Below are 12,619 nucleotides of genomic sequence, written 5' to 3' on the forward strand. Positions count from 1 at the left end.
CGGGCGGACAGGCATTGCCCTGCCCGCCCGCGCCGCCGTTGCCGCTACTTGCGCGGCATCCAGTTTTCCGCCAACTTCACGAAGGCGCTGGCGCCGATCGGCAGCAGCGCATCGTTGAAGTCGTAGCTGGTGTTGTGGACCAGGCAAGGACCCTCACCATGCCCGGGCTCGCGGTGGTCGCCTTCGCCGTTGCCGATGAAGCAATAGCTGCCGGGTACTTCTTCCAGCATGAAAGAAAAGTCCTCGGCCGCCATGATGGGCGCCTGCACCAGCACGCGCTCTTGGCCCACTACCTCGGTCAGCGCGTTGCGCATGAAGGCGGTCTCGGCTTCGTGGTTGATGGTCGACGGATAGTGCCGCGTGAAGACGAAATCGCACTGAGCTCCGAACATGCCGGCCACGTGCTGCGCGACCTCGCCCATGCGGCGCTCGATCAAGTCCAGCGTTTCGCGGGTGTAGGCGCGCACCGTGCCGCGCAGTTCGCAGGTGTCGGGGATGACGTTGACCACTCCGCCCGCCTGCACCGTGGTCACCGAGATGACTGCCGTCTCCAGCGGTTTCTTGTTGCGGCTGATGATGGTCTGGAAGGCCTCGATCATCTGGGCCGCCGCGGGTATGGGATCGATGGCCAGATGCGGCATGGCCGCGTGGCCGCCCTTGCCGCGTATGGTCACGTGGAATTCGCTGTTGGACGCCAGCACCGGCCCCGCGGACGAAGCGAAGCAGCCAACCGGAATGCCGGGCATGTTGTGCATGCCGAACACGGCTTCCATGGGGAATTTCTCGAACAGGCCGTCGCGCATCATTTCTCGCGCGCCGCCGCCGCGCTCTTCGGCGGGCTGGAAGATCAGGTAGACCGTGCCGTCGAAGTTGCGATGGCGGGCCAGATGCTGAGCCGCGCCCAGCAGCATGGCGGTGTGACCGTCGTGGCCGCAGGCGTGCATCACGCCGGGATGCTTGCTGGCGTGGCTGAACTGGTTGACCTCGTGCATGGGCAGCGCGTCCATATCGGCGCGCAGGCCCAGAGTGCGGCCGGAGTCGCCATTGCGGATCACGCCCACCAAGCCGGTCTTGCCGAAGCCCCGATGCACCGGGATGTCCCAGCTTTCCAGCAGCTGGGCCACCAGGTCGGAGGTGCGGTTCTCTTCGAACGCCAGTTCCGGATGCGCATGGATGTCCCTGCGGATGTCGCGGATGGACGGGGAGTTTTCAACAATCTCTTCGATCAGGTTCATAAGCTGCTGCGGGCTCCGCAAGCGGAGCCCAGAATTAGAGGGTCTGTACGCACTGAAGCGAGCCTTGCGCAGGCCCTCGGGTTGGAAAGGGGGAATTCAATCGGGCTTGATGCCCAGCTTGCGCAGCACGGGACCGGAAGTATCGCGCTCTGCGGCGACCCGCTGGGCAAAGGCCGCTGCCGCCAGATGGTACGGCAGCGAGCCGTGGCTGGCGTACATCTGCTTGAGCGCGCCGTCCTGCTGCGCGCGGCCGATTTCTTCGTTGAGCCGCTGCACGATGGCGTCCGGCGTGCCGGCGCGCGCGGCCACGCCCAGCCACACCGCGCCCTCGAAGCCCGTGAAATGGCTGGCGGCCAGCGTCGGCGCCTTGCCGAAAGCCGCATCGGGCACCGTTTCGCTCATGGCCAGCACGCGCAAGCGTCCTTCCTTGACCATGGGCTCCACCAGGGCGGTGCCGGCGAAATAGATTTCCGTGTCGCCCGCCAGCACGGAGTTCAGCGCGCCGGTGCCGGTCTTGAACGGCACGTGCATGATGTCGACGCCGGCCTGTTCGCGCAGCATCTCGAACAGCACATGGGGCGGGCTGCCGTTGCCCGAGGACGCGTAATTCAGCCGGCCAGGCTTCTGGCGCGCCAGCGCCAGCAACTGGTCCAGGGACTTGGCCTGCAGCTTGTCATTGACCGTGAGCGCCATGGGAATGACCGCCAGCGGGCTGACCGGCTGCAAATCGCGCGCCGGATCGTAGGTCAGGGCCGGAAAAATGTAGGGGTTCCACACCAGGTGGGCATTGGTGACCAGGGCCAGCGTGTGGCCGTCGGCCGGCGCGGATTTCAGCTGCTGCATCGCCAGCATGCCGCCTGCGCCGGGCTTGTTTTCGACCACCACGGGCTGGCCCAGGGCGTGGTGCAGGCGCTCGGCCAGGGGCCGGGCGAACAGGTCCGGCAAGCTGCCGGGGCCGCCGTTGACCAGGATGGTCACGGGCCGGGCCGGCCAGTTCTCGGCGTTGGCCCAGGGGCTTGCGGCAAACGCCGCCAACGCGGCCACGCAGGCCGCCATGCGGCGCAACATCGGCCGCCGCGCGGGCGTTTCGGACAGATTGCGGGTGCGCAGCCGGGCCTGCCGGACGTCGTGTAGCCGTATCACTCTGCTTGTCTCCAGGTTGCGTCTGCCGCCAGCTGCATGCCGGTCGTAATCGCGACGCTTTTTTCTACGATAAGCAGCATAAATCTCGGCGTCAATAATTTTTATCGAGATTTTTTTATCACAGTGATAAAGTAGCCCCCATGTCAGAAGGCGCCACCCTCCCTCCGCTTGCCCATTCCGCCTCGGCCAACACCCTGGTCGGCGCGGCCTATGTCAACCTGCGCCGCGACATCATCCAGGGCGTGCATCCGCCAGGCTCGCGGCTTCGGGTCGAACACCTGAAGGACGATTACGGCGTGGGCGCGGGCACGCTGCGCGAAGCGCTGGCGCTGCTGGTGTCGGACGCGCTGGTCATCGCGCAGGGACAGCGCGGCTTTCACGTCACGCCGATTTCGCTGGAAGACTTCCGCGACATCACCGAAAACCGCGTGCTGCTTGAAACCCAGGCCCTGCGCCAGTCCATTGCCCTGGGCGACGACGACTGGGAAAGCGCCGTGCTCGCGGCCTTCCACCGCCTGAGCAAGGCCGAGCAGCGCCTGGCCGCCGACCCCGACACCCGCTTTGAAGAGTGGGAGCAGCGCAACCGCGAATTCCACCGCGAACTGATCCGCGCCTGTCCCTCGCGCTGGCTGCATCATTTCCTGGGCATCCTGTACCAGCAGGCCGAGCGCTACCGCCGCCTGACCGTCACGCGCAAACCTATCGCCCGCAATCTGGACGACGAACACAAAGGCATTCTGGACGCCACGCTGGCCCGCGATGCCGACCGCGCCTGTGACCTGCTGGCCGCCCACATCCGCCTGACCTACGACGCCGTGGCCCGCCTGCCGCCGGACCTGTTCACACCTGATTGAAAACCCGCAGGCCTGAGGCCGGGCCGTTATGCCGCGCCAGTTCGGTGCTGCGCCAGCACGTCATGCATGGCCCGCGCCGCGCGTTCCAACACCGGCACGGCGCGCAGCAGATCGTCGAGCATCACGCGCGCGGTCGGCGCATGGCAGGCCACCGCCGCCACCACCCGGTCGTCCGCGTCGCGCACCGGCACGGCCACGGCGCTCATCCCGCGCACGAACTCCTCGTTGTCGATGCCGATGCCGCGCGCCGCCAACCGTTCGAGCTCTTCCTCCAGCCTGGCCGGATCCGTCAGCGTGCGCGGTGTGTTGCGCGTCAGCGGCAGGCGCGCCAGCACCCGCCCGCGCTCCAGCCGGTTCATGGACGCCAGGAACAGCTTGCCGCTGGCGGTGCAATGCATGGGCACGTGGCTGCCCACGGCGAAGAACAGGCGCAGCGGCTCGGCCGTTTCGACGCGTTCCATGTAGATCACGCGGTCGCCGTCGGGCGCGGTCAGGTTGCAGGTTTCGCCCAGCGTGCCGACCAGTTGCGCCAGCACGGCACGGCAGGCGCGAGTGAATGCCGATGCGCGCAAGGTAGCCAGCGCCAAGGTCGCTGCTTGCGGTCCCGGCACGAAACCGTTCTCGGTGGGAGTCGCAGCCACGAAGCCGGCGCGCTGCATGGCCGCCAGCAAGCGCATCAAAGTGGTCTTGGGCATGTCCAGTCGCTGCGCCAGTTGCGCCAGCGTGGGTGGATGCTGGGCCCGCGCCAGATGGTCCAGCACCACCAGCGCGCGCAGCGAACGCGCGGCTTCCTGTTGGGTCGCGGCGTCGTCGGCCTGCTGCGCCGATGCTGCACCGCGATTTTGAAACTGAATCTGCATATTCTGTTCCACTTTTCCGCCCCTGCGCCTGTTGTGCTTTGTTCTGCGCGCGTGCTTCCTAGAATCGCCACAAATGACGGAGCACCCAAGCCCCGGCATCGATCCAGTATATAAGTGCGCCCCACAACGACAAGCAGGGTTAACGCGCCGTAGGCCAGGCGCGGCGCCCGGCTGCAGGGAGAGCTTGCGGACATGTCCGATACCGTGGATTACATCGTAGTTGGCGCCGGCTCGGCCGGATGCGTGATGGCCAACCGGCTGAGCGCCAGCGGCACGCATAGCGTCTGCCTGCTGGAAGCCGGCCCCAAGGACAGCAACCCGTGGATACACATCCCCATCGGCTACGGCAAGACGATGTTCCACAAGGTCCTGAACTGGGGCTACTACACCGACCCCGATCCCGGCATGCTGGACCGGCGCATCTATTGGCCGCGCGGCCGCACGCTGGGCGGCTCCAGCTCCATCAACGGCTTGATCTACATCCGCGGCCAGCGGCAGGACTACGACGCCTGGGCCGCCGCCGGCAATCCCGGCTGGAGTTGGGACGAATGCCTGCCCTACTTCCGCAAGCTTGAAAACAATGACCTGGGCCCTGGCCCCACGCGCGGCACCGAAGGCATGCTCAACGCCACCTCGATCAAGACGCCGCATCCCTTGGTGGAAGCGCTGATCGGCGCGGCGCAAAAGCTGGGCCTGCCGCATGTGCAGGACTTCAATACCGGCGACCAGGAGGGCGTGGGCTACTACCAGCTCACCACGCGCAATGGCCGCCGCTGCTCCACTGCGGTCGCCTACCTGCGCCCCGCCCAAGGCCGCAGCAATCTGCACGTGGAAACCGACGCACACGCCATGGCCGTGCTGTTCGAGGGCAAGCGCGCCTGCGGCGTGCGCTACCGGCGCGACGGCCAGGTGCACACCGTGCGCGCCCGCCGCGAAGTCGTGCTGTGCGCCGGCGCCTTGCAATCGCCTCAGCTGCTGCAGCTGTCCGGCGTCGGGCCTGCCGCCCTGCTGCGCCAGTTCGGCATCGGCGTGGTGCGCGACCTGCCCGGCGTGGGCGAGAACCTGCAGGACCACCTGCAAATCCGTCTGATCTACGAAACCACCCGCCCCATCACCACCAACGACCAGTTGCGCAGCCTGACGGGCCGCGCCCGCATGGGTCTGGAATGGCTGTTGTTCCGCGGCGGGCCGCTGGCCGTGGGCATCAACCAGGGCGGCGTGTTCTGCCGGGTCGATCCGGCCAGCCGCACGCCCGACACGCAGTTCCATTTCGCCACGCTGTCCGCCGACATGGCGGGCGGCAAGGTGCATCCGTTCTCGGGCTGCACGTACTCCGTCTGCCAGTTGCGGCCCTCGTCGCGTGGCCGGGTCCAGCTGCGCAGCACGGATCCCTTCGAGGCGCCGTCCATGCAGCCGAACTACCTGTCCACCGAACTGGATCGCCACATGGCCGTGGCCGCGGTGAAGTATGCGCGCGGGCTCGCCGCCACCGAGCCGCTGGCCGGCCTGATGAAGCGCGAGTTCCGGCCCGGGCCGGACGTGCGCACGGACGACGAGATCCTGCACTTCTGCCGCGAATACGGCGCCACGATCTTCCACCCGTCCGGCACCGCCAAGATGGGACCGTCCAGCGACCCCATGGCCGTGGTAGACGAGCGCCTGCGCGTGCATGGCGTGGCGGGACTGCGCGTGGTGGACTGCTCGATCATGCCCACGCTGGTGTCAGGCAACACCAACGTGCCCGTGGTGATGCTGGCCGAACGCGCGGCCGATTTCATGTTGCAGGACCTCAGGCAAGTGCAGCCGCAGGCGCTGCGCGTCGCCGCCTGAATCGGAGATGACGGACCCCGGATAGCAGAACCCCCCAAGGCGCAGGACAACGCAGATTGCCCGACCGCCCCACCAAAGGAGACTAGACATGGCCAAGCAAAACGAAGCCGCGGTGCGCAAAGTCGTCGCCGCGTCGCTGATCGGCGCCACCATCGAGTGGTACGACTTTTTCCTGTATGGCGTCGTCGCGGGCATCGTGTTCAACAAGCTGTACTTCCCCACGGGCGACCCGACGATCTCGACCATGCTGGCCTATACCACCTTCGCCGTAGGCTTCATCACCCGGCCGCTGGGCGGGCTGATCTTCGGCCACTTCGGCGACCGTATCGGCAGGAAGAGCATGCTGGTGATGACGCTGATGATCATGGGCATCGCCACCTTCCTGATCGGCCTGGTGCCGACCTACGACAGCATCGGCATCTGGGCGCCGATTCTGCTGCTCTTGCTGCGCGTGTTCCAGGGCATCGGGCTGGGCGGCGAATGGGGCGGCGCGGTGCTGATGGCCTATGAATACGCCCCGCCCGGCAAGAAAGGCTTCTACGCCTCGCTGCCGCAGATCGGGCTGGCGATCGGACTGTGCCTGGCCTCTGGCACGGTGGCGCTGCTATCCACCCTGCTGACGGATGAGCAGTTCATGGCCTGGGGTTGGCGCATCGCCTTCCTGGCATCGGCCGCGATGGTGCTGGTGGGCATGTACATCCGCCTGAACATCAAGGAAACGCCCGAGTTCGCGGCGGTCAAGGCCAACAACGCCGAAAGCCGCATCCCCTTCTTCGACATGCTCAAGCGCTATCCGGGCAATGTCTTCAAGGGCATGGGCGCCCGCTACATCGACGGCGTGTTCTTCAACGTGTTCGGCGTGTTCTCGATCTCGTACCTGACGCAGACCGTACAGATCACGCGCACCGAAGCGCTGATCGGCGTGATGGCCGCGGCCCTGGTGATGTGCTTCTTCATCCCCTTCTTCGGCCGCCTGTCCGACCGCATCGGCCGAACCCGGGTCTACTTCTGGGGCTCGCTCATCACTGCTGCAGCGTCCTTCCCCGGCTTCTGGCTGATGCTCAACAGCCAGGGCAGCGTGATGCTGATCTGGCTGGCCATCATCATTCCGTTCGGCATCCTGTACGCCGCCGTGTACGGACCGGAGGCGGCGCTGTTCTGCGAGCTGTTCGACGCCAAGGTGCGCTACACGGGAATTTCCTTCGTCTATCAGTTCTCGGGCATCTTCGCCTCGGGCATCACGCCCATCATCGCGACCGCGCTGTTGAAGACGGGCGGCGGCCAGCCTTGGCTGATCTGCCTGTACGTGCTGTTCGCGGGGGTGGTGTCGGCGATCTGCGCCATGCTGATCGGGCGTGGCGCGCAGCCGGCGGAACTGGAAGCGGCGGCAAATGCCATGCCGCGCGGGGGATTGGGCAAGGCCTGAACGTGAAAGCGCCGGCCATATGAGCCGGCGCTTTTATCTTGGGATTGCCCGCCTCAGGCAGCTGCCACCGGACGGCCGTAGAACGGATAGTTGGGATCGTTGTAGCCGTGAGTGGAAGCATGGCCCGGCGTGACCCAGTCATTGACGACGGCCTCGTCCTCGGCCGTGATCTTCACGTCCAGGGCCGCGTAGTAGTCCTCCATCTGCGCCAGCGTGCGCGGGCCGGCGATGACGGCGGTGATGACGGGATTGGCCAGCACCCAGGCGGTAGCGAAATGCCCCGCCTGCGTGCCACGGGCGGCGGCATGCGCCACCAGCTTTTGCGCGATTTCCAGGGACTCTTCCCGGAACTCGGTGGCCAGGATACGGCGGTCGCCGCGTCCGGCGCGGCTGTCGGCCGCGGGCGCCTGGCCCGGCAGGTACTTGCCGGTGAGCACGCCGCGCGCGATCGGGCTGTAGGGCACGACGCCCAGGCCGTAGTGCTTGCAGGCAGGCAGGATCTCGATTTCGGGACCGCGGTTGAGCATGTTGTAGTAAGGCTGGCAGACGACGGGTTGCGGCACGCCGAGTTTTTCGCACAGGCGCATCACTTCGGCGATGCGCCAGCCGCGGAAGTTGGACAGGCCGAAGCTGCGCAGCTTGCCAGCGCGGATCAGGTCGCCCAGCGCCCACAGGGCCTCTTCGAGGTTTTCCTCGTGGTAGTCGCGGTGCAGGTAGAGGATGTCCATGAAATCGGTGCCCAGGCGCGTGAGGCTGTCCTCCACGCCGCGAATCAGCCACTGGCGCGAATAATGGGCCTGGTTCGGGCCTTCACCGACGGCGTTGCCGATCTTGCTGGCGAGCACCCAGTCGTGGCGCTGGCCTTTCAGCAGCTTGCCGACCACTTCTTCGGAGCGGCCGCCGTTGTAGACGTCGGCGGTGTCGATGAAGTTCAAACCATGGTCACGCGCGGACGCGACGACGCGGGCGGCTTCGTCGTCGGGGGTTTGCTCGCCGAACATCATGGTGCCCAGGCAGAGCGGAGAGACGCGGAGATTGCTGCGGCCGAGGCGGCGGTAGTTCATGGTTGGCTTCCTCTCATTCACGGAAATGGATTAGACGCGAGCATGCAACGGCAGGCCCGCGCCCGTCAAATTTGCATTTAAGGCATGCTTGATTGGATTGTTGATGATCGGTTTTGCAAGGTCGGGGTTCTTGAGTCGCCAGTGGCCGGGCTGCGGGATTCCGATGCTCGCCCCGGTGGGGCTGCGCTTCGGATCCCTCCGCCCGGCCACCGGCTCACGGCATCTGCCCATGAACGGGGTCCAAAACCAACGCATTAGGCGACTGCCAGCCGAGGACCCCGGAGCCATCCGAAGCGCAGCCCCACCGGGGCGAGCATCGGAATGGCGCAGGGCAGCCTCGGCGGCTAAAGAACCCTGACCTCCGCAAGTTCGAAGCCCTGTCGCTCCGCTCCCCCCGGAAGTTGGATTTACGTCCGACTTCCGGGGGCGGTTCAGATGGAGCGGTTTTTTTCGCCCTGGAGCGTTGCCCTGCAAGTGTTATCAGGGCTTTCGATAGGATTTATTGCGAATTGTGACGTTATAATTCCCGGCTGCTTGCATGGGGACGTTCCCCAGAAAGGAGCTCCCAGCATGGTAATGATGTTGCCTTTCCTGACTGGCCTGATCGCGGTGTGGTTCGGCATGCTGGGCAGGCGCCGCCCCTGCGTGACCTTCTGGCTGCTGACGCTGGCGCTGTTCGCCGCCTGGTGCCAGTACCACATGACCAGCCCGCTGGCCTTGTCGTTCTGAGGGCGGGGCGATGATCTTCTCCCGCAATCCCGCGCGCGGCTCGCGCATCCTCAACGGCTTGGCGCTACTGGGCATTACCGGCGCCCTGGGCATGGCCTTCTTCTGGCAGATCGCTTACGACGAGTTGCCTTGCCCGCTATGCCTGTTGCAGCGCGTGGCGCTGATGCTGGCCGGCATGGGCTTTCTGTTGAACATGCGCCTGGGTCCGTCGCCGCTGCACTACGCAATGAGCATTGCGGGCGCGCTGGGCGGCCTGCTGGCCTCGGGCCGGCAGGTGCTGCTGCACATTGCTCCTGGCGATCCGGGCTACGGTTCGCCGCTGCTGGGCCTGCACTTCTACACCTGGGCGTTCATTGCCTTCATCGCCATCATCGTGTTTTGCACGGTGATGCTGGCGGTCGACCGCAAGTGGGGCGACAACATGCTGCGCAAGCCGGTATCGGTGCTGGGCGTGCTGGTCATGGCCCTGTTTTTCCTGATGGCGCTGGCCAACGTCGGCAGCACCACGCTGGAGTGCGGTTTCGGGCCTTGCCCGGACAACCCCACCAGCTACCAGTGGCTGAATTCCCCCTCCGCCACATAGCCCGGCGCCAGCGCCGGGTAAAATACCGGGTTTCGCGGCATCCGTCCGCGGTCCTTTGACTCTCCGCGGCCCTGCGCCGCGGTCTTCTACGACACCGGTTATGACAGCCAAGACTTCCGCAGCGGCAGAGGCCACCCCCGTGGTGGGCGTGATTATGGGTTCTTCCAGCGATTGGGAGGTCATGAAGCACGCGGTCACCATGCTGGAGGACTTCGGCGTGCCCCATGAGGCCCGCGTGATCTCCGCGCACCGCATGCCGCAGGACATGGCCGAGTATGGCGCCGAGGCGCATGCGCGCGGCCTGCGCGGCATCATCGCCGGCGCCGGCGGCGCGGCGCACCTGCCGGGCATGATGGCGGCGCTGACCGAAGTGCCGGTGTTCGGCGTGCCGGTCCCGTCCAAGTACCTGCGCGGCGAGGATTCGCTGCTGTCCATCGTGCAGATGCCCAAGGGCGTGCCGGTGGCCACGTTCGCGATCGGCGAAGCCGGCGCCGCCAATGCGGCGCTGCACCTGATCGCCACCCTGGCGGGCACGGATGCCGGCTTGCACAAGAAGCTGGTGGCGTTCCGCGCGCGCCAGACGCAAGCCGCGCGCGACATGAAGGTTCCGCCCGAGGCCTGATCAGAATGACTCAATCGACTGCTTTCATGATTGCTCCCGGCGGCTGGCTGGGATTGCTGGGCGGCGGCCAACTGGGCCGCATGTTCTGCCACGCGGCCCAGAGCCTGGGCTACAGGGTCGCGGTGCTGGATCCGGCCGCCGAATGCCCGGCGGGCATGGTGGCCGACCTGCATATCCAGGCGGCCTACGACGACGAGGCCGGGCTCGAGCGCCTGGCGCAGACCTGTCAGGCCGTGACCACCGAATTCGAGAACGTGCCCGCGGACAGCCTGCGCACGCTGGCCACGCGCTGCCGCGTCAGCCCGGCCGGAGATGCCGTGGCCATCGTGCAGGACCGCATCGCCGAAAAGACCTTCATCGCCTCGCAGGGCATCACTGTTGCGCCGCACGCCGCCATCCGCAGCGAAGCCGACCTGCGTGCCGCGCCGCAAGGCCTGTTTCCCGGCATCCTGAAAGTCGCCCGCCTGGGCTATGACGGCAAGGGCCAGGCCCGCATCGGCACGCGCGAGGAAGCGCTGGCCGCCTTCGCCGAGTTCGGCGGCGTGGCTTGCGTGCTGGAAGCGCTGATGCCGCTGGACTACGAAATCTCGGTGGTGCTGGCGCGCGGCTTCGACGGCGCGAGCGTGGTGTTTCCCGTGGCGCGCAACGTGCACCGCGACGGCATCCTGGCGGTGTCGACCGCCGCACCCGTGCAGCAGGACGCGGCCCACGCCGAACGGCAGGCCCGCGCCACGCAGGCCGCGCAAGCCATCGCCCAGGGTCTGGGCTATCACGGCGTGCTGTGCGTGGAATTCTTCGTGCTCAAGGACGGTAGCCTGATCGTCAACGAGATCGCGCCGCGTCCGCACAACAGCGGCCACTACACCATGGATGCCTGCCTGACGAGCCAGTTCGAACAGCAGGCGCGCGCCATGGCCGGCCTGCCTCTGGGCGGTTCCGACCTGCTGGCGCCTGCCGTCATGCTGAACATCCTGGGCGACATCTGGTATCCGTCGGCCACCGCCACCGCGCAACGCGAGCCCGACTGGGCTGCCGCGCTGGCCGTGCCTACGGCCAAACTGCACCTGTACGGCAAGCGCGAAGCGCGCCGGGGCCGCAAGATGGGCCACATCACGATCGTGGCGCCCACCCTGCAGCAGGCCCGCGACGACGCCGCCCGCGTGGCGGCGGCGCTGGGCATGCAGGCTCCCGAGTAAAGCGCGGCGACTCCATGACTTCCTTGCCCCCGACCGCTTCCGCCAGCGCCGCAGAGATCGCCCAAGCCGCGCAGCGCATGCTGGACGGCGAACTGGCCGCCTTCCCCACCGAGACCGTCTACGGCCTGGGTGCGGACGCGGAGAACCCGCAGGCAGTCGCCAAGATCTACGCCGCCAAGGGCCGGCCGTCCAACCATCCCGTCATCGTGCACATCGCGCCGCAAGGCGACCTGTCGTACTGGGCGGCGGAAGTGCCGCAAGAGGCGCGCCTGCTGATCGACGCCTTCTGGCCCGGTCCGCTCACGCTGATCCTCAAGCGCGCGCCGCACATCGTCGACACGGTCAGCGGCGGCCAGGACAGCATCGGCATCCGCTGCCCCTCGCATCCCGTGGCCCAGGCGTTGTTGGCGGCCTTTGCCGCCGGCAAGCCCAACGGGCAGGGCGGGGTCGCGGCGCCTTCGGCCAATAAGTTCGGCCAGGTGTCGCCGACGCGCGCCGAGCACGTGCGCAGCGAGTTCCCCGAGGAAGTCGCGGCCGGCATGCCGGTGCTGGAGGGCGGCGCTTCGGAAGTCGGCATTGAATCCACCATCCTGGATCTGTCGCGCCTGGACCGCGGCGCCGGCCCCGTGCTGCTGCGTCCCGGCCACATCAGCGCCGCGCAGATCGAAGCCGTGCTGGGCGTGCAGGTGTTCGCGCCCGACGCGGCCGCGCCGCGCGCCTCGGGCACGCTGAAGGCGCACTACGCGCCACGCACGGCGCTCGAGCTGGCCACCGACGCCCGTCTGCGCGACGTGGTGCAGGGGCAGGGCCTGCCAGAGGGCAAGGTGGTGGTGGTCGCCTACGGCGATCGTCCCGCTGCGCTCGATGCCCGGGTGCAATGGCAAGCCGTGCCCGCCGATCCGGCGCGCTATGCGCAGGCGCTCTACGGCCTGCTGCGCGACCTGGACCAGCAGGGCTATGCCCGCATCATCGTGCAGGCGCCGCCCGCCACCGACGACTGGCACGCCGTCAACGACCGAATCGGTCGCGCCGCCGCTGCCTTCACGCTGGATACGACGGATCTGTGAGGCTTGCGCC

General features: G+C 67.2%; 12 protein-coding genes. 8 read left to right on the forward strand and 4 right to left on the reverse strand.

The window, feature by feature from the left end; all coding sequences use genetic code 11:
• Positions 1–44: 44 nt before the first annotated feature.
• Both AC3WOB_RS24790 and AC3WOB_RS24795 read right to left on the reverse strand, forming a co-directional pair.
• Complete coding sequence (locus AC3WOB_RS24790; RefSeq protein WP_454694935.1) at positions 45–1,235, reverse strand: M20 aminoacylase family protein; 1,191 nt, start codon at positions 1,233–1,235, stop codon at positions 45–47.
• A gap of 96 nt (positions 1,236–1,331) precedes the next feature.
• On the reverse strand, positions 1,332–2,378 hold the full coding sequence (locus AC3WOB_RS24795; protein ID WP_492276486.1) for a Bug family tripartite tricarboxylate transporter substrate binding protein: 1,047 nt from the start codon (positions 2,376–2,378) through the stop codon (positions 1,332–1,334).
• 140 nt (positions 2,379–2,518) lie between these two features.
• On the opposite strand from AC3WOB_RS24795, the gene AC3WOB_RS24800 reads away from it, so the two are divergent.
• Positions 2,519–3,232 carry a GntR family transcriptional regulator gene (locus AC3WOB_RS24800; protein ID WP_492276487.1) on the forward strand — a complete coding sequence of 238 codons (714 nt, stop codon included), beginning with the start codon at positions 2,519–2,521 and terminating at the stop codon, positions 3,230–3,232.
• Positions 3,233–3,258: 26 nt separating this feature from the next.
• Here the strand turns inward: AC3WOB_RS24800 and AC3WOB_RS24805 are convergent, their stop codons facing one another.
• Positions 3,259–4,104, reverse strand: coding sequence for an IclR family transcriptional regulator (locus AC3WOB_RS24805; protein WP_207472620.1), 846 nt, complete (start codon positions 4,102–4,104; stop codon positions 3,259–3,261).
• A 180-nt stretch (positions 4,105–4,284) separates the two neighbouring features.
• Here AC3WOB_RS24805 and AC3WOB_RS24810 point away from each other — a divergent pair, with 180 nt between their 5' ends.
• Both AC3WOB_RS24810 and AC3WOB_RS24815 read left to right on the forward strand, forming a co-directional pair.
• The gene (locus AC3WOB_RS24810) at positions 4,285–5,922 is read left to right on the forward strand and encodes a GMC family oxidoreductase (protein WP_492276488.1); all 1,638 of its coding nucleotides are present in this window, start codon (positions 4,285–4,287) and stop codon (positions 5,920–5,922) included.
• 88 nt (positions 5,923–6,010) lie between these two features.
• Positions 6,011–7,348 (forward strand): MFS transporter, encoded by a 1,338-nt coding sequence (locus tag AC3WOB_RS24815; RefSeq protein WP_207472618.1) that lies wholly within the window; start codon positions 6,011–6,013, stop codon positions 7,346–7,348.
• 53 nt (positions 7,349–7,401) lie between these two features.
• Here AC3WOB_RS24815 and AC3WOB_RS24820 read toward each other — a convergent pair whose 3' ends face one another.
• Entirely contained in the window at positions 7,402–8,412 is a 1,011-nt protein-coding gene (locus tag AC3WOB_RS24820) for an aldo/keto reductase (RefSeq protein ID WP_492276489.1), read from the reverse strand.
• A gap of 570 nt (positions 8,413–8,982) precedes the next feature.
• On the opposite strand from AC3WOB_RS24820, the gene AC3WOB_RS24825 reads away from it, so the two are divergent.
• The 5 genes from AC3WOB_RS24825 to AC3WOB_RS24845 all read left to right on the forward strand — a co-directional run bounded on the left by AC3WOB_RS24825 (position 8,983) and on the right by AC3WOB_RS24845 (position 12,609).
• Positions 8,983–9,141, forward strand: coding sequence for a DUF5993 family protein (locus AC3WOB_RS24825; RefSeq protein WP_013395673.1), 159 nt, complete (start codon positions 8,983–8,985; stop codon positions 9,139–9,141).
• Between the two features lie 10 nt (positions 9,142–9,151).
• Positions 9,152–9,724: a disulfide bond formation protein B gene (locus AC3WOB_RS24830; RefSeq protein WP_013395672.1), complete on the forward strand. Its 573-nt coding sequence runs from the start codon at positions 9,152–9,154 to the stop codon at positions 9,722–9,724.
• A 100-nt stretch (positions 9,725–9,824) separates the two neighbouring features.
• On the forward strand, positions 9,825–10,346 hold the full coding sequence (gene purE / locus AC3WOB_RS24835) for a 5-(carboxyamino)imidazole ribonucleotide mutase (RefSeq protein WP_013395671.1): 522 nt from the start codon (positions 9,825–9,827) through the stop codon (positions 10,344–10,346).
• A 5-nt stretch (positions 10,347–10,351) separates the two neighbouring features.
• The gene (locus AC3WOB_RS24840) at positions 10,352–11,542 is read left to right on the forward strand and encodes a 5-(carboxyamino)imidazole ribonucleotide synthase (protein ID WP_492276490.1); all 1,191 of its coding nucleotides are present in this window, start codon (positions 10,352–10,354) and stop codon (positions 11,540–11,542) included.
• A 14-nt stretch (positions 11,543–11,556) separates the two neighbouring features.
• Positions 11,557–12,609 (forward strand): L-threonylcarbamoyladenylate synthase, encoded by a 1,053-nt coding sequence (locus AC3WOB_RS24845; RefSeq protein WP_013395669.1) that lies wholly within the window; start codon positions 11,557–11,559, stop codon positions 12,607–12,609.
• Positions 12,610–12,619: the final 10 nt, after the last annotated feature.

It is taken from the genome of Achromobacter sp. FW305-C-30-7 (assembly GCF_058783105.1).

Excerpts from the sequence above, each read along its gene's own strand:
- AC3WOB_RS24825 (WP_013395673.1), top strand. The coding sequence starts at position 8,983 with ATGGTAATGATGTTGCCTTTCCTGACTGGCCTGATCGCGGTGTGGTTC.
- AC3WOB_RS24840 (WP_492276490.1), top strand. The coding sequence starts at position 10,352 with ATGACTCAATCGACTGCTTTCATGATTGCTCCCGGCGGCTGGCTGGGA.
- AC3WOB_RS24800 (WP_492276487.1), top strand. The coding sequence starts at position 2,519 with ATGTCAGAAGGCGCCACCCTCCCTCCGCTTGCCCATTCCGCCTCGGCC.
- AC3WOB_RS24820 (WP_492276489.1), bottom strand. The coding sequence starts at position 8,412 with ATGAACTACCGCCGCCTCGGCCGCAGCAATCTCCGCGTCTCTCCGCTC.
- AC3WOB_RS24790 (WP_454694935.1), bottom strand. The coding sequence starts at position 1,235 with ATGAACCTGATCGAAGAGATTGTTGAAAACTCCCCGTCCATCCGCGAC.
- AC3WOB_RS24815 (WP_207472618.1), top strand. The coding sequence starts at position 6,011 with ATGGCCAAGCAAAACGAAGCCGCGGTGCGCAAAGTCGTCGCCGCGTCG.
- AC3WOB_RS24830 (WP_013395672.1), top strand. The coding sequence starts at position 9,152 with ATGATCTTCTCCCGCAATCCCGCGCGCGGCTCGCGCATCCTCAACGGC.
- AC3WOB_RS24810 (WP_492276488.1), top strand. The coding sequence starts at position 4,285 with ATGTCCGATACCGTGGATTACATCGTAGTTGGCGCCGGCTCGGCCGGA.
- AC3WOB_RS24845 (WP_013395669.1), top strand. The coding sequence starts at position 11,557 with ATGACTTCCTTGCCCCCGACCGCTTCCGCCAGCGCCGCAGAGATCGCC.
- purE (WP_013395671.1), top strand. The coding sequence starts at position 9,825 with ATGACAGCCAAGACTTCCGCAGCGGCAGAGGCCACCCCCGTGGTGGGC.